Source organism: Pseudomonas sp. NPDC088885, assembly GCF_044750025.1.
In the GTDB taxonomy this organism is placed as follows: domain Bacteria; phylum Pseudomonadota; class Gammaproteobacteria; order Pseudomonadales; family Pseudomonadaceae; genus Aquipseudomonas; species Aquipseudomonas rustica.
Map to the genome: position 1 here is coordinate 285525 of NZ_JBIVJB010000001.1, position 24575 is coordinate 310099.

The following is a 24575-nucleotide window of genomic DNA, read 5'->3' on the forward strand; positions in this document are numbered from 1 at the left end:
TAAGTAATAGACGCTCAAATGCTAACACTTACGCAATGGTAGTTATTTGAAACACTTGAGCCGTTAAGAGCCTACACAGTCGCGCCGCAGGCCATCAAACCCTTGAAAACGCTGATGATTTTTTCGATGAAAAATCGCCTAGGAAACTTCCGACAACGTCCCACGCCAATTGAGTACAAGAAAAGAGGACGCAACTTAGGAATAGCCCTACAACAATTAAACAAAAATTGACGCGTTCGGCAGAAGTAGCCGTTTGATATTGCACAGGGCAAATAGAATGCACAGCCATGGCTCATTCCTTGAGATGAAAGTAATCATTCAATTATCAGGGCTTATATAGCGATTAGAAGATACAGATCGAGAGCAAAAACCAGTTCAGTTGCTGAACCGGCCCGCACGTATTACGTACAGGCAGTCTCTTTTTGGGGGATAAACACAAAGAGTCCGTGGGGCCACGGACTCTGTTCAGCAGTGTCAGGCCGGTTCGACCTGCAGGGCGACCCGTTCGCGACATGGGCATTCATCCATGTAGCGGTGTGCTTCGACAAACTCATCGAACGGGAACACCCGGGTCTTGAGCGGCAGCAGCACACGATCAGCGGTCAACTGGTTGATGTCACGCAAGGCACGTTGCAGCGCCACGGAATCCTGCGTGATGCCCAGCTCCGGTTTGCCAGTGAAGTTGCCGATGCAGTGCACAAAGAACTGAATGTTCTTCTGGAACGCTGCACACGCCGGGAATGGTGTCTGGTTGCCACCTTGCAGACCGTACAACACCAGGCTGCCACGCGGGGCGAGAACGTCACCGAGCAACGACATCTGCGGGCCACCCAGGCCATCGAACACTACGTCAACGCCGCGGTTGTCGGTGATCTTGTTGATCCGCATCAGCAGATCTTCTTCCTCGGTGACGATGACTTTCTCGGCACCCAGCGACAGCAGGTATTCACGCTCTTCCGCGGTTTTGGTCGCGGCAATCACGCGTACACCCAAAGCTTTGCCCAGTTGTACAAAGGACGGCCCGGCGCAGTGGCTGGCGTCAGTGACCAAGGCGAATTGCCCCGGTTTGACCCGCGCCAGATCGGCGTAGGCAAAATAGGCAATCAGCAGCGGCGTGTAATGCACGCTGGCTTCGATCGGGCTGAGGACGTCTGGATAACGGGTCAGCGCGGTACGCGGCAGCAAGATCTGCTCGCCGTAAACCGGGTAATCGTTGGCGCTCTCGGCCGGAAAACTGGCAACTTTGTCGCCTACCGACAAGTCATCGACACCGTCACCGACGGCGGTGACCACACCGGCCATCTCGTGACCGAGACCTGCAGGCAAACGTGCCTGAGACGAGGCCAGGTTCTGACGCCAGAGCGTGTCATACCAGCTGATGCCGATCGCTTCGACACGTACCTGCACTTCGCCAGGACCTGGCTGAGCGGCCGCATGCTCTTCGCATTTGAGCACCTCGGCGGGACCAAACTTGTGAAAACGGATCGTGCGGGACATCGCAAACCTCGTCAAAGTAACCTCTAATGCCATGAACTCTATCTGGGCTTTTAACCCAAGACTATCAGTGGCTATTAATAGTCGACATGCCTGTCATTGATTCCGCAGTATGGGCGGCATTGGCACAATCCAGCAAAAAATCACTGCCACCGGCTCGGTAAAGCTGAATTTTCCGGTGCAGAGTACCAGCCTTTCCCCGTAAGATTCATGCCGGCCATTGTTCTCATATGGCCGCTCTCGTCAAGCTTGATGACTCTGCCAGGACTCCAGATGAATCGTAATGACCTGCGTCGTGTCGACCTGAACCTGTTGATCGTATTCGAAACATTGATGCACGAACGCAGCGTGACCCGGGCGGCGGAAAAGCTGTTTCTCGGTCAACCGGCGATCAGTGCGGCGCTCTCGCGCCTGCGTAGCCTGTTCGATGACCCGTTATTTGTACGCACCGGGCGCAGCATGGAGCCGTCTGCCCGCGCGGTGGAAATCTTCGCCCTGCTCTCGCCTGCCCTCGATTCGATTTCCACGGCCGTCAGCCGCGCGGCAGAATTCGATCCGGCGACCAGCACCTCGGTGTTCCGCATCGGTTTATCCGATGACGTCGAGTTCGCCCTCCTGCCGATGCTGCTTAAACGCCTGCGCGCTGAAGCACCCGGCATCGTCTTGGTGATTCGTCGCGTCAACTACATATTGATGCCAGGCCTGTTGGCTTCCGGCGAGATCTCCATTGGCGTCAGCTACACCACCGACCTGCCGGCCAACGCCAAACGCAAGGTTTTGCGTCGCAGCGCGCCTAAATTGCTGCGCGCCGATACCGTGCCGGGGCCGTTGAGTCTGGATGATTACTGCGCGCGCCCGCATGCGCTGGTGTCGTTTGCCGGCGACCTCAGTGGCTTTATTGATGAAGAACTGGAAAAGCTTGGCCGCAAACGGCATGTGGTGCTGGCCGTGCCGCAGTTCAACGGGCTCAGCACGTTGCTCGCGGGCACTGACATCGTCGCGACCGTGCCGGATTACACGGCGGAAGCGCTGACGGCGGCTGGCGGGGTTCGTGCGGAAGATCCGCCGTTGCCGACGCGCACGTTTGAGCTGCACATGGCTTGGCGTGGGTCGCAGGATAATGATCCGGGCGAGCGTTGGTTGAGGTCGCGGATTCAGATGTTCTTTGGTGATCCGGACAGCCTCTAGAACCCACCGTCGATGGTGACGTCGTCGCTGACACCTCAGCGACGTTAGCCTCTTTGCGCAAACCCTCCTGCGAAAATTCCTACGCACACTTCTTGCCGCCACACCCAGCCGATATATATGATAAGGATTATCATTTGTACCATCCTTATCCGGCGCCCTCCTACGATGCTTCCATCTCCACAAACCAGTTTCTGCGATGTCGCTGTGCTCTATCGCCAGCAGCACGGTTGGTTACAGAACTGGCTACGGCGTCGGCTCAATTGCTCGCAGAGTGCGGCGGATCTGGCGCAAGACACGTTCATGCGCCTGCTGGCCAAGGAACAAGTGCCGGAACTACACGCCCCGCGCACCTTTCTGGCGAAGGTGGCGCAGAGTGTTCTGTGCAATCACTACCGCCGACAAAAACTCGAACGCGCCTACCTTGAAGCACTGGCAGCGATGCCCGAGCAGGTCGCGCCGAGCCTGGAAACTCAGGCCATTCTGCTGGAAACCCTGATCGCCCTCGACGCTGCGCTCGAAGGTCTTGAGCGCCCGGTGCGCGAGGCGTTTCTGCTGTCGCAAATGGACGGTTTGAGTCACGGTGAAATCGCCGCGCGGCTCGACGTTTCGATCACCACGGTCAAGCGCTACATCATCAAGGCCGGGGCGATGTGCATCATGCTCGACGATAGCCTCGACCTGCCATGAACCGCGAAGACACTTTGGCGATTTCCGGCGACGTCGCCGAGCAGGCCATGCACTGGCACCTTGAGTTGCAGGAGCCCGAGGTCAGCGAAGCGACGCTCGCGGCGTGGATGCGCTGGCGTCAGGCGCACCCGGTGCACGAGCACGCCTGGCAACGGGCGGAAGTGTTCGCGCGACGCATGCGCGACCTGCGCAGCCCCGACCAGCGTCCCCTCGCCCACGCCGCCCTGCGACCCACGCTGTCACGGCGTTCGGCGCTCAAGCAGTTGAGCGTTTTGTTTGCGGCCGGTGCCGGTGCGTGGGCCATGAAAGACACGGCGTTGGTGCAAGACTGGCGCGCGGATTACTACAGCCAGGTTGGCGAGCAAAAGAGCTTTACGCTGGCCGATAACACGCAAATCCAGCTCAACACCGACAGTGCAATCAATGTGGTTTTTGAACGGGAATCGCGGCGCATCAAATTGCTGCGCGGCGAGCTGCTGGTCACCCGCGCCGATGGCCGATTGTTGTCGGTGGACACCGCTCAGGGTCGACTGGAATCCGCACTCGCGCGCTTCAGCGTCAGACAGCGCGCCGGTTTCACTCAGGTCAGCGTTTATCAGGGCACGTTGGCGATCAACCCTTCCCGTCTGCCGCATCAGCCCATCGCACTCAAGGCCGGCGAACAAATCAGTTTCAGCGCCGGGGAGATTTTCAGCAGGCAAGCCATTGCACTTACCGCGCCGGCCTGGAGTCAGGGCATGCTGGTCGCGCAGGGCCAGCGTCTGGCCGACTTCCTCGAAGACCTGAGCCGTTATCGCCAGGGCCATCTGGCCTGCGATCCGCGTTTGGCCGACCTGCGGGTTTCCGGCACCTTCCCCCTCGGCAACACCGAGAAAATCATCTTCGCCGTCGCCGACACTTTGCAGCTCGATGTGCAGCAATTCACTCGCTATTGGGTGACGTTGAAACCGCGCACCGCCTGATACTGAAAAATATTCGCATTTGGGTGGTCTGATTTCGATTCTCGCGAGACTTAAACCCCAGACATTCAATTCAATGGGGAAGTAACTCGTGAATCTCACCGCACGCAAACGCCAGGGCTGGCAATTCTCGATCAAACAGAAACTGGCCGGCGCCGTGGTTCAAGGCATCGCTTGCATGACTGTGACCACACCACTGCTGATCGCGCCGAACTGGGCCGCCGCCGAGCAAACGCAAGAAGATTTCGATATCCCCGCTGGCCCGCTCGCACCGGCGTTGACGCGTTTTGGCCAGACTGCGCACATCCTGTTGTCCTACTCCACATCGCTGACCGAGGGGCGCAGCACGCCCGGCCTTAAAGGTCGTTACGACGTCGACCAAGGTCTGGCGATTCTGCTGGCCGGCTCCGGGCTTGAAGCCAGTCGCGGCGCCAACGGCAATTATTCGCTGCAGGCCAGCACCGGTGATGCGCTGGAGCTGGGCGCGGTGTCGATTTCCGGCAAGGCGCCGGGTTCGACCACTGAAGGCACCGGGCTCTACACCACGTATTCCTCCAGCAGCTCGACGCGGCTGAACCTGACCCCGCGCGAGACTCCGCAATCGATGACGGTGATGACCCGTCAGCGTCTCGATGACCAGCGCCTGACCAACCTGACCGATGCCCTCGAAGCCACGCCGGGCATCACCGTGGTGCGCGACGGTCTCGGTTCGGAAAGCGATTCCTATTGGTCGCGCGGTTTCGCGATTCAGAACTACGAGGTCGACGGCGTTCCCACCAACACGCGCCTCGACAACTATTCGCAAAGCATGGCGATGTACGACCGCATCGAAGTCGTGCGCGGTGCCACCGGTTTGATCAGTGGCATGGGCAACCCGTCCGCGACGATCAACCTGATCCGCAAGCGCCCGACTGCCGAAGCGCAGGCCAGCATCACCGGTGAGGCCGGCAACTGGGATCGCTACGGCACCGGATTTGATGTGTCGGGGCCACTGACGGAAACCGGCAATGTGCGCGGACGCTTTGTCGCCGATTACAAAACCGAGAAAGCCTGGATCGATCGCTACAACCAGCAATCGCAACTGATCTACGGCATCACCGAATTCGACCTGACTGAAGACACCCTGCTGACCATGGGCTTCAGTTATCTGCGCAGCGACATTGATTCGCCGCTGCGCTCCGGCCTGCCGACGCGTTTCAGCACCGGCCAGCGCACTGACCTGCAACGATCGTTGAATGCCGCGCCGGACTGGTCGTACAACGATCACGAACAGACCAGTTTCTTCACCTCCATCGAGCAGCAACTGGGCAACGGCTGGAGCGGCAAGATCGAACTGACCCACGCCGAAAACAAGTTCGACGAACTGTTCAACTTCGCCATGGGTGAGCTGAATACCGACGGCAGCGGTCTGTCGCAACTGCCGGTGCGTTTCTCGGGCACGCCGCGTCAGGACAACCTCGATGTGTACCTCACCGGCCCATTCAGCCTGTTCGGGCGCGAACACCAGTTGATTACCGGCATGACCCTCTCACAGTACAAAGAAAGCACGCCGAGCTGGGGCGGTTGGCGTTATGACTACAACGGCTCGCCGGCGGGCGCTATCGACAACCTGTTCACCTGGGACGGCAACTCGGCCAAACCGGACTTCGCCGTCAGCGGCAAATCGTCGATCGACGAAGACCAATACGCGGCGTACCTGACCTCGCGTTTCAGCGTCAGCGATGACTTGAGCCTGATTCTCGGCAGCCGCGTGATCAACTGGAAACGCGACACCTCGGATCGCCCGTATGGCGGCGAAGAAACCGAAGTCAATCGCGAAGAAAACGGCGTGTTCATTCCGTACGCCGGCGTCGTTTACGACCTCAACGAGACCTGGTCGCTGTACGCCAGCTACACCAAGATCTTCAACCCGCAAGCCTCGTGGGTCACCGACGAAGACAACAAACCGCTCGACCCGATGGAAGGCAAAGGCTACGAGATCGGCATCAAGGGCACGCACCTCGATGGCAAGCTCAACTCCAGCCTGGCCGTGTTCAAACTGGAGCAGGACAACCTGGCGATCTGGCAACACGACAACGTCTACAGCGCCGAGCAGGACACCACCTCCAAAGGCATCGAGATGGAGCTGAACGGTGAACTGGCCGAAGGCTGGCAGGCCTCCGCCGGCTACGCATATTCGGTGACCACTAATGCCGACGACGAGCGCATCAACACCAACCTGCCGCGCAACAGCTTCAAGACCTTCACCAGCTATCGCCTGCACGGCCCGCTGGACAAAGTCACGATTGGCGGCGGCGTGAATTGGCAGAGCAAAGTCGGCGCCGACCTGCATACGTTCAGCCAGGGCAGCTACGCGGTGACCAACCTGATGGCCAAGTACGACATCAGCCACAACCTCAGCGCTTCGGTGAATCTGAACAACGTGTTTGATCGCGAGTACTACAGCCAGTCCGGTCTGTACGGGGTTTACGGCGCACCGCGCAATATCATGACGAGCTTCAAGTACAACTTCTGATCCGCTCTGAAGTGGCGCGCCCTCTTTATGGGTGCGCCATGCGCCGGCAGCCCTCTCGCATGAAACTTTCATTAAGGATATTGATAGCACCCTAACGAAAGGTGCATGCTAGAGGGCTCGCTGCGGTCTTATATCATTCCGAATGATAGTTACCTTTGCTTCATTCGATTCGTGCCATCACAGCCTGCCGAGCATCATCCGCCCGTCTTCAATACATTGGCGGATGCATCCATGGAACAGTCACTCAAACATTTGCGCTTCCCGTTGGCCATGCTGGCCATCCTGGTGATGAGCGCCTGCGGCAAGACTCCGGAGACTGCCGCCACCCAGCCTGCTGCCAAAGTCAGCGTGGCCAAGGTGATCGAACAACCGGTCAACGAATGGGACGAATTTACCGGCCGCCTCGAAGCACCGGAAACCGTTGAAATCCGTCCACGGGTGTCCGGCCAGATCGACGAAGTCGCTTTCACTGAAGGCGCCCTGGTCAAGAAAGGCGACCTGCTGTTCCAGATCGATCCGCGTCCGTTCCAGGCCGAGGTTCGCCGCCTCGAAGCCCTTGTCGCCCAATCCCGCGCCAACGCCACCCGCAGTGAAAACGAAGCTGGCCGTGGTGAACGTCTGCGTGCCAGCAACGCGATCTCTGCCGAACTGGCTGACTCGCGCACCAGCGCTGCTCAAGAAGCCCGCGCCGCCGTCGGTGCCCTGCAAGCGCAACTGGATCTGGCCAAACTCAACCTCAGCTTCACCCGCGTGACCGCGCCGATCACTGGCCGCGTCAGCCGTGCCGAGATCACCGCCGGTAACCTGGTGACCGCCGACACCACGCCGCTGACCAGCGTGGTTTCCACTGATCGCGTTTACGCCTACTTCGATGCCGACGAGCGTGTGTTCCTCAAATACACCCAACTCGCCCGCAACGGTCAGCGCGGCGCGACCACCCCGGTGTACATGGGCCTATCCAATGAAGACGGCAACCCGCACCTCGGTCAGATGAACTTCGTCGACAACCAGGTCAACCCGAAAACCGGCACCATCCGTGGTCGCGCAGTGTTCGACAACAGCGACGGCACCTACACCCCGGGCCTTTACGCTCGCTTGAAACTGGTCGGCAGCGGCACCTACAACGCGATGTTGATCAACGACGAAGCCGTCGGCACCGACCTTGGCAAGAAGTTCGTGCTGGTAATGGATGCGGACAACAACACCGTGTACCGCGCCGTCGAACTCGGCCCGAAAATCGAAGGCCTGCGCATCGTCCGCACCGGCCTGAACAAGGACGACACGATCATCGTCAAGGGTCTGCAACGGGTTCGCCCTGGCTCGCCGGTCACCCCGGAAGTGGTGCCGATGGCCAGCGAACAGACCATCGCGGCACTCGCTCAACAACGTCAAGCGCTGGAAGCCAGCAACCTGCCCAAAGTCGCCCCTGCCAAGGGTGCGTCCGGTGCGGTTGTGAAGCTGGCCGCCACGACCCCACGCGGTTAAGGGACGACAACTCCGATGAATTTTTCCCAATTCTTCATTTCACGGCCGATCTTCGCAGCGGTGCTGTCGTTGCTGATCCTGATCGCCGGCGCGATCTCGCTGTTCCAGCTGCCGATCAGCGAATACCCGGAAGTCGTGCCACCGACCGTGGTGGTGCGTGCGAACTTCCCGGGCGCCAACCCCAAAGTCATCGGTGAAACCGTGGCGGCTCCATTGGAGCAAGCCATCACCGGCGTCGAGAACATGCTGTACATGTCCTCGCAGTCGACCGCCGACGGCAAGATCACCCTGACCATCACCTTCGCCCTGGGCACTGACCTCGACAACGCGCAGGTGCAGGTGCAAAACCGGGTGACCCGAACCGAGCCAAAACTTCCCGAGGAAGTGACGCGCATCGGTATCACCGTCGACAAGGCCTCGCCCGACCTGACCATGGTTGTGCACTTGACCTCGCCGGACAAACGCTATGACATGCTTTATCTTTCGAACTACGCGATCCTCAATATCAAGGATGAGCTGGCGCGTCTGAACGGCGTCGGTGACGTGCAACTGTTCGGTATGGGCGACTACTCGCTACGTGTATGGCTCGATCCGAACAAAACCGCTTCGCGCAATCTGACCGCGACCGATGTGGTTACCGCGATTCGTGAACAGAACCGTCAAGTGGCTGCCGGTCAATTGGGCGCGCCCCCTGCCCCGAATGCCCAGAGCTTCCAGCTGTCGGTCAACACTCAGGGCCGTCTGGTCACTGAGGAAGAGTTCGAGAACATCATCATTCGCGCTGGCGACAATGGTGAAATCACTCGCCTCAAAGACATCGCTCGCGTCGAACTGGGTTCCAGCCAATACGCCCTGCGCTCGTTGCTGAACAACCAGCCGGCCGTGGCGATCCCGATCTTCCAGCGCCCTGGTTCCAACGCCATCGACATCTCGAACGAAGTTCGCGGCAAGATGGACGAGCTGAAGAAAAGCTTCCCGCAAGGCATGGACTACAGCATCGTCTATGACCCGACGATCTTCGTGCGCGGCTCGATCGAAGCGGTGGTTCACACCCTCTTCGAAGCACTGATCCTCGTGGTGCTGGTGGTGATTCTGTTCCTGCAAACCTGGCGCGCCTCGATCATTCCGTTGGTGGCGGTGCCGGTATCGTTGATCGGTACGTTTGCGGTGATGCATCTGTTTGGCTTCTCGCTGAACGCGCTGTCGCTGTTCGGTCTGGTACTGGCCATCGGTATCGTGGTCGACGACGCCATCGTGGTGGTGGAGAACGTTGAACGAAACATCGGACTCGGCCTGACGCCGGTCGAAGCGACCAAACGGGCGATGCGTGAAGTGACCGGCCCGATCATTGCCACGGCGCTGGTGCTGTGTGCGGTGTTCATTCCGGCGGCGTTTATTTCCGGCCTCACCGGGCAGTTCTACAAGCAGTTCGCACTGACCATTGCCATCTCGACCGTGATCTCGGCGTTCAACTCGCTGACCCTGTCGCCAGCGCTGGCCGCTGTGTTGCTGAAAAGCCACGACGCACCGAAAGACCGCTTCTCGAAAGTGCTCGACAAGATCTTCGGTGGCTGGCTGTTCCGTCCGTTCAACCGCTTCTTTGACCGGGCCAGCCATGGCTACGTCGGCACGGTGGGCCGGGTTATCCGCAGCAGCGGCATCGCCCTTCTGCTGTACGCAGGCCTGATGGTGTTGACCTTCTTCGGTTTCTCCAGCACCCCGACCGGTTTCGTACCCGGCCAGGACAAGCAATACCTGGTGGCTTTCGCGCAACTGCCGGACGCTTCGAGCCTGGATCGCACCGAAGACGTGATCAAACGCATGTCCGACCTCGCGCTGAAACAGCCAGGCGTGGAAAGCGCTGTAGCGTTCCCGGGCCTGTCGATCAACGGCTTCACCAACAGTCCGAACGCCGGCATCGTCTTCGTGACCCTGAAGCCGTTCGACGAACGTAAAGACGCGAGCATGTCCGCCGGTGCGATCGCCGGTGCCTTGAACGGCCAGTTCGCCAACATTCAAGAGGCGTACATGGCGATCTTCCCGCCACCGCCGGTACAAGGTCTGGGCACCATTGGTGGTTTCCGTCTGCAAATCGAAGACCGGGGCAACCTGGGCTACGACGAGCTGTACAAAGAAACCATGAACATCATCAACAAGAGCCACAACGTGCCGGAACTGGCAGGCCTGTTCACCAGCTACACCGTGAACGTGCCGCAGGTCGATGCCGCCATCGACCGTGAAAAAGCCAAGACCCACGGCGTGGCCGTCAGCGACATCTTCGACACCCTGCAGATTTACCTGGGTTCGCTGTATGCCAACGACTTCAACCGCTTCGGGCGCACCTATCAGGTCAACGTTCAGGCCGAGCAGCAGTTCCGCCTCGAATCCGATCAGATCGGCCAGCTGAAAGTGCGTAACAACAAAGGCGAAATGATCCCGCTGGCGACCTTCATCAAGGTCAGCGACACCTCGGGCCCGGATCGCGTGATGCACTACAACGGCTTCATCACCGCTGAAATCAACGGTGCCGCAGCCCCAGGCTACAGCTCCGGCCAGGCCGAAAAAGCCATCGAGAAACTGCTCAAGGAAGAACTTCCGAACGGCATGACCTACGAATGGACCGACTTGACCTACCAGCAGATTCTGTCCGGCAACACCGCGCTGTTCGTGTTCCCGCTCTGCGTACTGCTGGCATTCCTCGTACTCGCAGCGCAATACGAAAGCTGGAGCCTGCCGCTGGCGGTGATCCTGATCGTACCGATGACCCTGCTGTCGGCCATCACCGGCGTGATCATCTCGGGCGGTGACAACAACATCTTCACCCAGATCGGTTTGATCGTACTGGTCGGATTGGCGTGTAAGAACGCGATTCTGATCGTCGAGTTCGCCAAGGATAAACAGGAAGAAGGCCTCAACCCGCTCGCCGCAGTACTGGAAGCTTGCCGTCTGCGTCTGCGGCCGATCCTGATGACCTCCTTCGCGTTCATCATGGGTGTAGTGCCACTGGTGTTCTCCAGCGGTGCCGGTGCCGAGATGCGTCATGCCATGGGCGTGGCGGTGTTCTCCGGGATGCTTGGGGTGACCTTCTTCGGTCTGTTGCTGACGCCAGTGTTCTACGTACTGATCCGTAACTTTGTCGAACGCGGTGAAGCCCGCAAAGCGGCCAAGGCCCTCAAACTGGAGGCGCAACAATGAGTCTGAAAGTCTTCCTGCCGAGCCTGCTGGTGCTGGCCCTCAGCGCCTGCGCCGTCGGCCCCGACTACAAGACCCCAGCCACGGAGGCGGCCAACATCACGGCCGTCACCGACGGCGCCGCCGGGCAAAAGAACTTCGACCGTTCGAAATTCGAAGGCATCTGGTGGCAGCAATTCGACGATCCGACCCTCAACCAGTTGGTGACCCAATCGCTGCAAGGCAACCGTGAACTGCGCGTGGCGTTCGCCCGCTGGAAAGCCGCTCGGGCAATCCGCGACGATGCCAGCAACGATGCAATGCCGACCATCACCAGCCGCGTCAGCAGTGATCTGGCCAAGGGGCAAATCCCCGGCCAGACCACCGACCGGGTCAACAGCGAACGCTATGATCTCGGTCTGGACATGGCCTGGGAGCTTGATCTGTTCGGGCGCATCCAGCGCAATCTGGAAGCCAGCGACGCCGATCAAGAGGCCGCCAAAGCCGATCTGTACCAACTGCAAGTCACCATGATTGCCGAACTGGTCGACGCTTACGGTCAACTGCGCGGCGCTCAGTTGCGGGAAAAGATCGCCGTGGCCAACCTGAACAACCAGCAGGAGTCGCGCAAGATCACCATCAGCCTGCGTGACGCCGGCGTTGGTGATCAGCTCGACGTCGAACGTGCCGATGCGCGTCTGGCTTCGGTAGAAGCCAGCGTGCCGCAATTGCAGGCCGAACAGGTTCGGCAGAAAAACCGCATCGCCACCCTGCTGGGTGAGCGTCCGGACAAGCTGACCGTCGACCTCAGTCCGAAAGACTTGCCGGCGATTGCCAAGGCCTTGCCGATTGGCGATCCGGGTGAACTGCTGCAACGTCGCCCGGACATTCTCAGCGCAGAACGCAACCTGGCTTCGGCCACAGCGCGCATCGGCGTGGCGAAAGCCGATCTGTTCCCACGGGTCAGCCTCAGCGGTTTCCTTGGCTGGACGGCCGGGCGTGGTTCGCAAATCGGTTCCTCGGCGGCCAACGCCTGGGCACTCGGCCCGAGCATCACCTGGGCTGCGTTCGACCTTGGCAGCGTGCGAGCGCGTTTGCGCGGCGCCGATGCCGAAGCCGAAGGCGCACTGGCGACTTACGAGCAGCAAGTGCTGCTGGCCCTGGAAGAATCGGAAAACGCCTTCAGCGATTACGGCAAACGTCAGCAACGGCTGATCTCGCTGATTCGTCAGAGTGAGTCGAGCCGCAAGGCTGCTGACCTCGCCGAGATCCGCTATCGCGAAGGCACTACCGACTTCCTCGTGCTGCTTGATGCTCAGCGTGAACGTCTGAACGCTGAAGACACCCAGGCGCAGGCCGAAGTCGATTTGTATCGCGGCATTGTCGCGATCTACAAAGCCCTTGGCGGCGGCTGGCAACCGGAGACTGTTGCCAGCAAGTAATCGATTGTTAAAGAGCTCCTTTGGTTGGCCGCAACCAACCAAATTTTTTGCCCCGCGTATCATTCGGTCGCGGGGTTTTTTTGTGCCTGCCGAATGACCCGACTTCATGTAGGAGCTGCCGAAGGCTGCGATCTTTTGATTTTTAGTAGCAAGATCAAAAGATCGCAGCCTTCGGCAGCTCCTACAGGGGTTAGGGTGATTCCAGGATCGTGACGGTGGCGGTTGTGCCCGCACGCAAGCGGTTCTTGCCAGCGTAATCCGCGTCAATCTCAATCCGCACCGGTACCCGTTGCGCGAGTTTCACCCAGGTGTAACTCGGGTTGATGTTGGCCAATAGGCGGCTGCCCGGAGCGTTTTCGCGGTCGGCGATGGCGTAGGCGATGCTCTGCACCGTGCCACCGAAGGTTTCGCCGCTCATCAACTGCACTTTGACCCGGTCACCCTCTTCGATCCTCGGCAGTTTGGTTTCTTCGAAATAACCGCTGATGTAAAAAGAATCACTGTCGACCAGCGCCAACAGCGCGCCACCGGCCACGGCGTAATCACCCTGCCGGGTCAGTAAATTGGTGACGAAACCGCTGACCGGGGATTCAACGCGGGTGCGCTGCAAATCCAGTTCCGCTTGGCTCAGTGCAGCAATAGCCAATTGCACATTGGCCTCGGCCAGCCCGAGATTGGCCTGATTGCGCAACAGATCGGCCTGCGCCACCGCGACGTCGGTGCTGGACTTCTCCCACTCCTCCCCGGAAATGGCAAAACCCTGTTTCAACGTGCGCCGCCGACGTTCTTCGCTTTGACGCTGTTTGAGCAGCGCCTCACTGGCAACAATCGAGGCTTTCGATTGGCCCAGCGTGGCTTTGGACACCTCGACCTCACGTCGCGCATGTTCCACCGCCAGTTTGTAGCGCGCCGGATCGATCTCCATCAGCAATTGGCCTTTATCAACGTGCTGGTTGTCCTGCACCGCCAGACTGACGATGCGCCCGGACACATCGGCCGACAATGTCACCACATCCGCCCTCACCCGGGCATCCCGTGTCCACGGCGCGCGGGTGTAATACTCCCAGGCGAACCAGCCGAGAACGATCGCCAATATCACCACCGCCACGGTCATCATTCTTGCCAACAACATTTTCAAGGGTTCAGGCTCCCATCAACAGAATCAGCGTGGCACAGACACAGGCATACAAGGCGCCTTCGAACAGGGCTTCATGCCAGACCAGGCGCAATACGCCCAGACGACGCAGCACCCAATCCAGCAGCAGGAATATCGGAACGGCGAGTAACAGCGCCTGGGCAATGGGCGGCAGGTAGACGCCGCCAGCTTCGAAATCAATGGGCAAGGATCGGTTCTCCTTCAACGGTTCCTGCTTGCAGATATTCGCCATGACGTTGCAGGAATGACACGACGATCAGCAACGCCACACGCATACGGAACACCGACCCTAGATGTTCGTGACTGGCGACGTGCAATTCGTCCAGCTCATCGCCTAATGCGTGAAGTCGTTCCAGCAATGGCGCCAGTTGCACATCATCACGCGCGGCGACAAACCGCCCGGTGTGGCGCAACGCTGAAGACAAATGCTGGCTGAACGCAGGCGTCACCAGCGTGTTGTTCTGTGCTTGCAGCCGTAGTTGCTGCATCGCCACCCCCAGCGCCAGACACGCCAGCGTCACTTCGTAGAGTTGCGGCATCGCTCGGTCATTCACCGCCGGCAACAGCCCTTGCATGCTGGTCAGGCGATCGACCATGCGGCTTTCGAAAGCGAATTGCTGTTCATCGGTGGCCGGCAGTTTGGTCAGTTGATAGACCTGCTCGCGCGCTTCGTTATAGAGGCGACGCAGGCGCCACGCCGGACGAAACGGGAAAATCCACGCGTAGACAATCAGCGCCAGCATCGCCGCGCTGACGTAAGCGCCGGCGAACTCAAACCATTGAATTGCGGTGTTCTGCCCGGTACCAGCGTTCTGCGGGCCGAGCATCAGAAAACTCGACAAACCCAACCCCATCGCGATGCCCGCCGTGGCCGGGCTGGATAACCCCACCGCGATCACATAGAGCAACGGCGCGAGCACCAACGCCAGCATCTCGAAGTTGCTGATCGCCGGCACGATCATGAATTGATAAAGCGCCGAGACCAGCAACGCCACGCCCAAGCCACGCGCATAACTTTGCGCGGCCATCAGCGGCCGCGGGAACGTCGCCATCAGTGAACACAGGATGCCGACCAGAATCATCCCGCCGCGCGCACCATCCCACGCCGTTTCGATCCAGATCAGCCCGGCCACCAGCAAAGCGGTAAACGCTCGAATTGCGTTCATCGAAGCCAGGGTGAAATCCAGATGCAGCGGGCTCTGCTGACCGCGAAACATGCAACTGGCCTCACGCCCTTCCTGGATCGCATCGCTGAGTTCAAGAATTTGCTCCAGTTGTTGCATCAACCGCGCTTGCTCCCAGCGCAGCGCCCACGCCAGTGAACGCAGAGTGGCGCTCATGTCCTCTGTCAATTGCTCGGCCTTGTAGGCCATTTCGTCGAACTGTTGCTGCAACGTGACGAAGTGGTGCCGGGCCTCCTCAGGCATTGCACGGCCCTGCTGCGCCAACTGATCGAGAAACGCCAGTTCATCGGCGCGTAATCGCTGGATATCCAGCGGTAGATCACCCTCCCAACGCTCGGTGAGCAATTGCCGCTGGTGACGCAGTGCGGTCAGCCGCGACGTTAGCAACATCAGTTGATTGCCCAATAACAGCACCAGATTGTTAGCGCTGCGCAGGCGCGGTGCATCGAAGTACAAATGCCGGCGCAGGCCTTCCAGCGCACTGATTTCAGCGAGCACCTGCATTTGCCGACGCTGAAAATCGTCTTCGCTTTCTTCCGTGCGAATCACGGCAGCGGCATGGCCGGCGACCAGTTTGATCACTTGATCAACCTTGGCGAAATAACCCTTGGCCACCGCTTCGGGCCTCGCCGTCAGCAGGCTGACCACACAGACGCAGGCTACCGCCAATAACGTTTCAGTGACGCGGGTGACGGCCAGCAGAAACGTCCCGTCCGGTTCGGGAATCGCCAACAACGCCACCACCACCGCTGTATACCCGCTGAGCACGAATGCCTGCGAACTGGTGTAACGCAACAACGTGCCGCCCGCCGTACACAGTGCCAACCACAACGCGAGCGTTGTAATGAATGGCAGCGGTGCCTGAGGGAAGATCGCCATGATCAGCACCGCCACCGTCGCACCCAGCGTGGTGCCGATCACCTGGCCAAAACTGCGTGCCAGCGCCATCCCCGCCAGCGGCTGACTGACAATCACCACCGCCATGATCGACCACTTCGGCTGGTCAAGATCGAACAAAAACGCCAGATATAACGTCAGCAACCCGGCGGCGATGGTGCGCAGGCCAAACAGCAGCACAGCCTGACCCGGGTGGATCACCGCTTTGAAATAATTGAACAGGGCTTGCATGGGCACACTCATTAAAAGCAACTCCTGCAAGCGTAGACACTGCATCGCAAGCCGGACGAGTAATGCATTCGACGCGTGTTGTAGGACGTTTCACAAGGACAAGGTTTGACTCCCGCGCCGAGCTGACCGAAGCTTGCCGCTCTGCTCAAGTCAGCACGTTTCCGGATACCTGCATGCCCCAGTCCCGCCGCTACCTGCTCATCAGCCTTGGCCTCGTATTAATGGTGATCGTCGCCTGGTTGTCACTGCGCAGCACCACTCCGGTTGTCCCCGAAGCGATCAAGCATGGCTACAGCGAAGCTTTGTCGGCGGCGCGTGCCGGTCAGCCGGGGGCGGCGCGGCAGTTGTATCAGCAATTGGGGCGGCCTGATCTGTCGGTGAAACGCCGCGTGTGGCTGCATGCGGAATTGCCCAATTATCCAAGCCCGCAGGCATTGAAACTGGCCGATGCTGATTTGCAGAGCGAAGCGGCCGATGTTCGCCTGGCGGCGATCAAAAGTGTCGTGGGCCTGGTACCCGGCGGCCAGCGCAGCCTATTGCTCGGGCCGCTGCTGGATGACGAAGATCAATCTGTACGCTTTGCCGCAATCAACGCCCTGCTCGGTTTGACCCCGGATGAGCTGGGGTTGTACTTCGCGCCGCTGGAGCAAGCGATCGACGGCTGGGAGCAAGTCCTCAAGGAGCAACCGCCGAGCGCTGCGACCTACGCGCAACTGGCGCGCCTGCACTTGCACAATGCCGAACTCAAGCAAGCGCAAGACGCGCTGGAAAACACTTTGCGCCTGGAGCAGGGCAACTTGCCGGCGCTGGTCATGCAGATTGATGTGCTCGACCGTCAGGGCCAGAGCGACGCTGCCCGACAATTGCTTGCGCAGCAGCTCAAAGCCCAGCCCGATTCGGCGTATCTGCAACATGCTCTCGGCCTATGGCTGCTGCACCATGATCAGCTCGAATTTGCTTTGCTCGGCTTATCCAAAGCCGTCGAACTTGAACCCGACAACAAGGATTATCGCTACGACCTCGCGACCACCCTGCACAGCGCCGAAGAACTGGAAGCCGCGCAGAATCAGTTGCAGGAAATCGTTCAGCGCCATCCTGCCGACCGCAAGGCGCGGGTGTTGCTGATCAATTACTGGAAAGAAAGCGGTCAATTGCAGAACGTGCAGGTTTTGCTGGCACAACTGGAACAGCTCAATCCGGATGATCCTGCTTTGCAACAGGGCCTTTAAACCTCAAGCACCCTGACCGAATTCACCACTGCCTGTGGCGAGGGGATTTATCCCCGTTGGGTCGCGCAGCGGCCCCTCTTCACCAAAAGCAGGGCCTGCTGCGCACGCCAACGGGGATTTATCCCCTCGCCACAAAATCCTGCCTCAGCTTTTTGTGTTCGCCGTAAACTTTCAAGAAGAAAGAGCGGAACTGCCATCACGGCCCAAGGTCAAGTAATCAGGCAGCTCAATCGAGTCAGCTGCCTCGCTTCCCCTAGTCATGAGAGGGCATTTTTTGTCTACATCTAACGAGTTGATCAGTGCAAAAGCCGCCACCGGCATTGTGGGCCTGGATGACATCCTGGCCGGTGGCTTATCGCGCGGGCATGTTTTCCTGCTGGAAGGAGAACCCGGAACCGGTAAAACCACGGTCGCTTTGCATTTTCTAATGGCCGGCGCGAAAGCCGGCGAACGCTCGTTGTACATCACGCTGTCGGAAACCGAGAATGAATTGCGCCAGGGTGCGCTCTCCCACGGCTGGGAACTGGACGACAACATTGCAATATTCGAGCTGACCCCACCGGAAAGCCTGCTTAATGCTGAACACCAGCAGAGCCTGCTGTACTCCTCGGACCTGGAGTTGGGTGAAGCGACCAAGCAGATTTTCGAAGCGGTCGAACGCTTCAAACCCACACGAGTCGTGCTCGACAGTCTGTCGGAGATCCGCCTGCTGGCGCAAAGCTCCCTGCGCTATCGCCGGCAGATTCTGGCGATCAAGCACTACTTCGTGCGTTATAACGCCACCGTTTTGCTGCTCGACGACTTGACCACCGAGTCCCTCGACAAAACCGTACACAGCGTGGCCCACGGCGTGATTCGTCTGGAAGAGCTGACACCCAATTATGGCGCCGAGCGGCGTCGCGTCCGTGTGGTCAAGTACCGCGGGCAGAAGTATCGCGGCGGTTTCCACGACTTCACCATCATGGGCGACGGCGTGCATGTGTTCCCGCGGCTGGTAGCAGCCGAACATCGCGGAGAATATGCACGCCTGCAGCTCACCAGCGGCATCGGCGAACTGGACGCCTTGCTCGGCGGCGGCATCGAAACCGGTTCCAGCACACTGATTCTCGGCCCGGCCGGTACCGGTAAATCGCTGATTTCGATGATCTTCGCCGCCGCTGCAGTAATGCGTGGCGAGAAAGCCGCGCTGTTCATCTTCGACGAAGAGTTGGGCCTGCTGTTCGAACGCATGAAAAACATCGGCATCGACCTCAAAGCCCTGCAAGTGACCGGCAATCTGTTGATCGAACAGGTAGACGCCGCGGAACTGTCGCCGGGCGAGTTCTCCCACCGCGTGCGACGCTGCGTCGATGAAGGCGAAATCAAAACCGTGGTGATCGACAGCATCAACGGCTATCAAGCCGCGATGCCGGAAGAAAATGCCCTGGTGCTGCACATGCACGAGTTGCTGCTGTACCTTAACCGCAAAGGCGCGGCGACGTTCATGACCGTCGCCCAACATGGTCTGGTCGGCGATATGCAAGCGCCGGTCGACATCACTTACCTGGCCGACACGGTGATTCTGTTGCGTTACTTCGAAGCCCTCGGCAAAGTCCGCCGGGCGATTTCCATCATCAAGAAACGCACCGGCAGCCACGAATCAACCATTCGTGAATACCGCATTTCCAACAAAGGCATGACCATCGGCGAACCACTGGAAGCCTTCCAGGGCGTGCTTCGTGGCGTACCGACTTACCTCGGCGCGAGTAAACCGCTGTTGCAGGAAGATACTTTGTGATGGTGGCGACGCCGTTGGCCGAACGGGCGCTGATTCTGGCGCCCGTGGGTCGCGACAGCCAGATTGCGCTGATGATTCTCAACGAGGCCGGTTTTGAAGGACTGATCACACCGGATCTGGCAACCCTGTGCGCGCAATTGGAGCCCGGTGCCGGCCTGCTGTTGATTGCCGCCGAAGCCCTGCGCGGCCCGGAAATGGAAGCGTTGTTCCAGCACCTGGAACATCAGCCGGCGTGGTCGGATCTGCCGATCGTGTTGCTCACCCATCACGGCGGGCAGGAACAAGGTCCCTCCTCCCAACTTAGCAACTTGCTGGGCAACGTATCGTTCCTTGAGCGCCCGTTTCACCCGGCGACGCTGGTCAGTATGGTCTCGGCTGCCCTGCGCGGTCGACGACGACAATATGAAGCCCGCGACCGCTTGATCGATCTGAGTGAAAGCGAACGGCGTCTGCAATCGACGCTGGAAACCCTCGAGCAACAGGTCGAGGAACGCACCGCGCAACTTCGCCACAACGAAGAAGCGTTGCGCCAATCGCAGAAGATGGAAGCGGTCGGCCAGCTCACCGGCGGCATCGCCCACGACTTCAACAACATGCTCACCGGGATCATCGGCAGCCTGGAGTTGCTACGCCGGCGACTTGCGCGTGGGCGTCTGGATGACCTCGACAGTCTGATCGATCTGGGCGTGACCTCTGCCAACCGCGCTGCCGGCCTGACCCATCGGCTGTTGGCGTTTTCTCGTCGGCAGTCGCTTGATTCCAAAGCCGTACAGATGAATACCCTTGTGCTGTCGATGGGCGAGCTGCTGCAACGCAGCCTCAACGAAAGCATCCAGCTGGACATGCGCCTGAACGACAAATTGTGGGTCGCCGAGGCCGATCCGAATCAACTGGAAAGCGCCCTGCTCAACCTGGTGATCAACGCCCGCGATGCCATGCCCGAGGGTGGCAAATTGATCGTCGAAACCAGCAATCAGGTGCTGCATCGCGAATTCACCGAGGCCTACAGCAACCTTGAGCCCGGCGATTACGTGATGCTCAGCGTCACCGACAATGGCAGCGGCATGCCGCAGAGCGTGATCAACCGCGCGTTCGATCCGTTTTTCACCACCAAACCAATCGGCCAAGGCACCGGGCTCGGCCTGTCGATGATTTACGGCTTCAGCAAACAGTCACGCGGGCATGTTTCGATCGACAGTGAAATCGATCAAGGCACCACCGTCAGACTGTATCTGCCGCGCTTCCGTGGCGAAGAGCTGGAACAACCCGATACCGATATTCAGCAAGCGCCGGATGCAATCAACGGTGAAACGGTGCTGATCGTCGAAGATGACCCAGCCGTTCGCGTGCTGGTCAGCGCGGTTTTAAGCGAGTTGGGTTATGCCTTCGTCGAGGCTGGAGACGCCGATGGCGCTGTGCCGATTTTGAATTCGGCGCAGCGCATCGATCTGCTGATCAGTGACGTCGGCCTGCCGGGCATGAATGGCCGGCAGTTGGCCGAGATCGGCCGGCAATATCGTCCGGGGTTGAAGGTGCTGTTTATCACCGGATACGCGGAACACGCGGCCGTGCGCGGCGGATTCCTCGATCCGGGAATGCAGATGATCACCAAGCCGTTTACCTTTGACCTTCTGACGGCGAAGGTCAGGGAGATGATCCGGCAGTGACGTTTTATCTACCTGATCAGACCATGGAAGTCCTCAAAGGCGCCCTTTCAGCAGAGTTGCGGCGCACGGAAGTTCGTTGACGAGTTTGCCTGTCAGCAGCAGCCTGCATGTTCTTTTCTGAATCCGCGCTGGGTGTCGTGACAGTCGAAACGGCACTCACGCCAGTCCAGCCAATACCCTTCAAGACATACTCACCGCCCAATGCATTGGCCTCACTAACGACTTGAAGATTGTAAAGACCGGCCTTTAAAGCACCCGGCAAATTTTCACTTCCGAGTTTGATGAATCCTTCGTTGATAAGGGCGTTACCCTCATTGGTTATGACGCCCACGGCGAGGTCGTGCCCAATTGCTTTCAATCCGTTAGGAAGATCCTTCCAGTGTGCGACGAGGTCTCCATGTTTGCTTCCGTAATAACTGGCTGGAACTATCGACGTAGCGAGTACGCTCGTAGTGATGAAGCCTTTGATCGCGCCATTGACCATGGGAAATACCCCTTCCGGCAAACTATCGGCCAAAACATTCTCTAACACGCCCTCGACTACATTGTTGATCACACTGCCGCCGCTATCGACGAGTTGCGATACAACCGTGGCGTCTCCGTTATATTGAATCTTGGGACCAATGGGGCTGAACAACCTTGTGCCGAGCTCGCCGGAAAAATCTTTGGAAACACCAACCAATACGGCTAAAGGGTCGGAAAATAGAGCGGTTGAATAACCAATTGCGAAGCCAGGTAAGGCGCCTGACGCGAAGGCAACGGCCCGACCGAGACTGGTACCAGAATCGGGATAATAAGAATCATACGCCAGCTTTGCGAGTGAACCTCCCGAGTAAGCCCAAGCCAAGCCGTTAAAATTCGCTGCGAGAGGCATCAAGACGCTTTTCGAAGCGCCACTTAATACAGCGCCTGCTGCCTTGCCGGCACCGTACCTTATTAGCCCTTTTACCGCCCCGCGCGCGCCCGCAGTCAACGCGGCCCTACCATATTCAGACCCGGTAACCGGGTGGGTGACAGGCGTTTCCTCCAGTCCTTGAGCGTCGACGAACCCGATCGGATTACCCCCCACCATCCGATACAGATTCAACCCATCGCTCACACCTGCCGGATCCGCACTCAGCCAACGCTGTCGCCACGGCATGTAATAACGAAATCCGTAGTAATACAGGCCCGTCGCATCCCGCTCCTGCCCGGAATAACGCACCGTCCGGTAACTCGCTTCGACTTTGTCGCGCCCGGCGTACCAGGCGGTACCGCCGTAAGGATAGTAACTTTCCTGGCTGATAAGCCGAGCATCGGCATCAAGCTCCAGACTGTTGGAGTAGAGATGATTCGTCAGAATGTAGCGAGCTTGATCGTCGGGAATGCCCACCGGTCGACCTTTTTCCCAATGCAGAATTTGCACATTGCAACGCCCTGCCACCACGCTTATGACGTGCAGGGTTTCCTCCGGCGTTGTACGAATTTCCACACCGGGCAAGTAGCGGGTTTCGTGGGTATGGGTGCGGCGAGAGCTGTAAGCCGTGCGAATTTTTCGCACGCGTTGACCACCGCCATCATAGATATAGCGCTCCGCGTCGTTGGGTTCTGCATCGCGAATCACTTGATCGACCTGGCGTAACTGATCCCGTCTGTTCCACAACAGGTTCTGACCTTTTTGCAGGACATTGAGATTGCCATTGCCGTCGTATCCTGCAGCGATATCCCCCTCTCCCGGACGCACATCGGCCGCGGTATACGGCAAACTGCGGTTGCTATAGGCGGCGATAGCGGTGCGCTCTGTGCGTTGACCACTGTCAGCAATGTGCTGCAGCGTCAGCAGATTGCCGCCGCTGTCATAATCGAACGTCTGCTGATAGTTTTCCAGCCGGGTTGAATCCCGTGTCGATATGAATTCCGGTAACTGTGGCCCGCCCGGTGCGTTGACGCATTGCCGGCCAGTGGCCGCGATCAATTCATAAAGCGTGTTATAGCGGTAGGTATTGAGAGGAGCGACACGCTGATTGCGGAAATAACGGATCGGCTGGGCAGCATCGCTGATGCTGAGCAGATTGCCCACCGCATCATAGGCGTAGGTCAACTGCTGTAGCGGCGGCTTGCTGGCAACTTGCGCGATCAAACTGATGATTTGTCCACTTTGAGCGTCAAAAGCACTGCGCGTTACGACCCCGTTTCCCGCGGTTTGCTGTTCGATCTGGCCGGTGGCGCTGTAGCAAATGTCGCTCACCAATGAGGTATACCCGCCAGCTCCAGACAACCTCAAACAGGTTTCAAATAACTCCCCTGCCCGGGTTTGACGTAGTAATTGTTCATTGCCCAACGCATCAATATGGCGGATCTGCTCACCCGCCGCGTTATAACCGTTACGCGTGGTTGCGCGTTCAACTTCTAACAAGGCTTCGCGCTCGGCGAGATCTTCCGGCCAATCCGGCAGATCCAGTTCCTTTAAAAATCGCCGGGATTGCTCGAGGGGCGAACCGAACAAGCTGCATTCGTCGAGCGACTGTGTGCCGCCGGTGTCGTCATGGCGAATCAACTGGCCACAAAGGTTGTGCAATGCTGATGCGTCGCTGGCGTCGGCATAGGAATAACCTTCGCTGCGTCGAGCCTCCTCGCCCGCCACCTGCTCAAACATAAACGCTGGGCGCAGCCACTGGTCGTAAGTGACACGGCGGTGATTGCGTTTTTGATCCCAATTTTCCAGCGGCTGACCGCAGGCGCTCGAGAGATTCAAACGCCAACCGGCATCGCTGTTGATGGACAGCAGCAATGCGCCCGACATGCTGGTCACGCTGGTTTGATTGGCAGGGGTTGCGGGGTCATCTTGAGAAAGTGCGAACAGGCGTGGGTCGCGGCTATGGCTGCTACGACTGTGCCGGTCATGAATCGTTTGGGTAATTCGTGCCTGAGGCGCCTCCGACGCCGACTGCCGACAATAGGCAATCGCGCGGACGGCGGAACCGCAAGGGTCCGACACAACCAGCGTTGGTGTACCACGATCCATGAAAATCAACCCCGAAACGGATTTCGAGGTCTATATCGATCTAATACGCCGATGGCGTCAACTGTCAGAAATTACAGGTACACCGCCAAGTGCCCTGTTTTCAGGCCAAAAGCTCCTGAATCTTTTCCTGCAGCACATCCAGATCGAATGGCTTTTCCAGAATCGGCGCCTTGCGCGTGATCGGGCTGCCGGTTTCGCGGATCTCCTGCGGATAGCCGCTGATGAAGATCACCTTAAGATCCGGTCGCAATTTGACGGCAGGCTCGGCGATCTGCACGCCGGAAATACCGCCAGGCAGACGGAAATCAGTGATCAGGACATCCAGATGCGGCTTGCTCGCCAGAATCTCGAACGCCTGCTCGCCGCTTTCCGCTTGCAACACGCGGTAACCCTGGCCCGACAGGTAATCGGTCAGGACCATCAAGATAACCGGTTCGTCCTCGACGACGAGTACTACATCTTGTGCATCTACGCTCATGGGAAGCCTTT

The 24575-nt window shown here is 58.9% G+C and carries 16 protein-coding genes; 10 read left to right on the forward strand and 6 right to left on the reverse strand.

Annotated features, from left to right (window positions below; translation table 11 throughout):
- Positions 1-474: 474 nt before the first annotated feature.
- Positions 475-1497: a zinc-dependent alcohol dehydrogenase family protein gene (locus tag ACIP1X_RS01090; RefSeq protein WP_053119934.1), complete on the reverse strand. Its 1023-nt coding sequence runs from the start codon at positions 1495-1497 to the stop codon at positions 475-477.
- Positions 1498-1767: 270 nt separating this feature from the next.
- Between ACIP1X_RS01090 and ACIP1X_RS01095 the strand changes: the two genes are divergently transcribed.
- The 7 genes from ACIP1X_RS01095 (at position 1768) to ACIP1X_RS01125 (ending at position 12941) form a co-directional block, all read left to right on the forward strand.
- A complete protein-coding gene (locus ACIP1X_RS01095) occupies positions 1768-2682 on the forward strand; it encodes a LysR family transcriptional regulator (RefSeq protein WP_053119932.1) in 915 nt (304 codons plus the stop codon).
- 165 nt (positions 2683-2847) lie between these two features.
- Positions 2848-3369 carry a sigma-70 family RNA polymerase sigma factor gene (locus tag ACIP1X_RS01100; protein WP_159811317.1) on the forward strand — a complete coding sequence of 174 codons (522 nt, stop codon included), beginning with the start codon at positions 2848-2850 and terminating at the stop codon, positions 3367-3369.
- Positions 3366-4331 carry a FecR domain-containing protein gene (locus ACIP1X_RS01105; RefSeq protein WP_400748512.1) on the forward strand — a complete coding sequence of 322 codons (966 nt, stop codon included), beginning with the start codon at positions 3366-3368 and terminating at the stop codon, positions 4329-4331. The genes ACIP1X_RS01100 and ACIP1X_RS01105 overlap by 4 nt, the downstream gene beginning before the upstream one ends.
- A 175-nt stretch (positions 4332-4506) precedes the next feature.
- A complete protein-coding gene (locus ACIP1X_RS01110) occupies positions 4507-6843 on the forward strand; it encodes a TonB-dependent siderophore receptor (RefSeq protein WP_400748968.1) in 2337 nt (778 codons plus the stop codon).
- 231 nt (positions 6844-7074) lie between these two features.
- Positions 7075-8328, forward strand: coding sequence for a multidrug efflux RND transporter periplasmic adaptor subunit MexE (mexE, locus tag ACIP1X_RS01115; protein WP_053119928.1), 1254 nt, complete (start codon positions 7075-7077; stop codon positions 8326-8328).
- A 15-nt stretch (positions 8329-8343) separates the two neighbouring features.
- Positions 8344-11523, forward strand: coding sequence for an efflux RND transporter permease subunit (locus tag ACIP1X_RS01120; RefSeq protein ID WP_053119927.1), 3180 nt, complete (start codon positions 8344-8346; stop codon positions 11521-11523).
- Entirely contained in the window at positions 11520-12941 is a 1422-nt protein-coding gene (locus ACIP1X_RS01125) for an efflux transporter outer membrane subunit (RefSeq protein ID WP_053119925.1), read from the forward strand. Before ACIP1X_RS01120 ends, ACIP1X_RS01125 begins: the two co-directional genes overlap by 4 nt.
- A 190-nt stretch (positions 12942-13131) precedes the next feature.
- Here ACIP1X_RS01125 and ACIP1X_RS01130 read toward each other — a convergent pair whose 3' ends face one another.
- From ACIP1X_RS01130 to ACIP1X_RS01140, 3 genes are read right to left on the reverse strand one after another with little or no spacing between them, the layout of a single operon-like run.
- Positions 13132-14079: a biotin/lipoyl-binding protein gene (locus ACIP1X_RS01130; protein WP_400748516.1), complete on the reverse strand. Its 948-nt coding sequence runs from the start codon at positions 14077-14079 to the stop codon at positions 13132-13134.
- 4 nt (positions 14080-14083) lie between these two features.
- Positions 14084-14284, reverse strand: coding sequence for a DUF1656 domain-containing protein (locus ACIP1X_RS01135; protein ID WP_400748519.1), 201 nt, complete (start codon positions 14282-14284; stop codon positions 14084-14086).
- Complete coding sequence (locus tag ACIP1X_RS01140) at positions 14274-16421, reverse strand: FUSC family protein (protein ID WP_400748521.1); 2148 nt, start codon at positions 16419-16421, stop codon at positions 14274-14276. The genes ACIP1X_RS01135 and ACIP1X_RS01140 overlap by 11 nt, the downstream gene beginning before the upstream one ends.
- A gap of 161 nt (positions 16422-16582) precedes the next feature.
- On the opposite strand from ACIP1X_RS01140, the gene ACIP1X_RS01145 reads away from it, so the two are divergent.
- The 3 genes from ACIP1X_RS01145 to ACIP1X_RS01155 all read left to right on the forward strand — a co-directional run bounded on the left by ACIP1X_RS01145 (position 16583) and on the right by ACIP1X_RS01155 (position 21082).
- Entirely contained in the window at positions 16583-17638 is a 1056-nt protein-coding gene (locus ACIP1X_RS01145; protein ID WP_400748524.1) for a tetratricopeptide repeat protein, read from the forward strand.
- Between the two features lie 274 nt (positions 17639-17912).
- The gene (locus tag ACIP1X_RS01150) at positions 17913-19415 is read left to right on the forward strand and encodes an ATPase domain-containing protein (protein WP_400748527.1); all 1503 of its coding nucleotides are present in this window, start codon (positions 17913-17915) and stop codon (positions 19413-19415) included.
- Positions 19412-21082 carry an ATP-binding protein gene (locus ACIP1X_RS01155; RefSeq protein ID WP_400748529.1) on the forward strand — a complete coding sequence of 557 codons (1671 nt, stop codon included), beginning with the start codon at positions 19412-19414 and terminating at the stop codon, positions 21080-21082. Before ACIP1X_RS01150 ends, ACIP1X_RS01155 begins: the two co-directional genes overlap by 4 nt.
- Positions 21083-21098: 16 nt before the next feature.
- Here ACIP1X_RS01155 and ACIP1X_RS01160 read toward each other — a convergent pair whose 3' ends face one another.
- Complete coding sequence (locus ACIP1X_RS01160) at positions 21099-23864, reverse strand: RHS repeat-associated core domain-containing protein (RefSeq protein WP_400748531.1); 2766 nt, start codon at positions 23862-23864, stop codon at positions 21099-21101.
- 322 nt (positions 23865-24186) lie between these two features.
- Positions 24187-24564, reverse strand: a complete 378-nt coding sequence (locus tag ACIP1X_RS01165) for a response regulator (protein ID WP_053119909.1) — start codon at positions 24562-24564, stop codon at positions 24187-24189.
- Positions 24565-24575 lie beyond the last annotated feature (11 nt).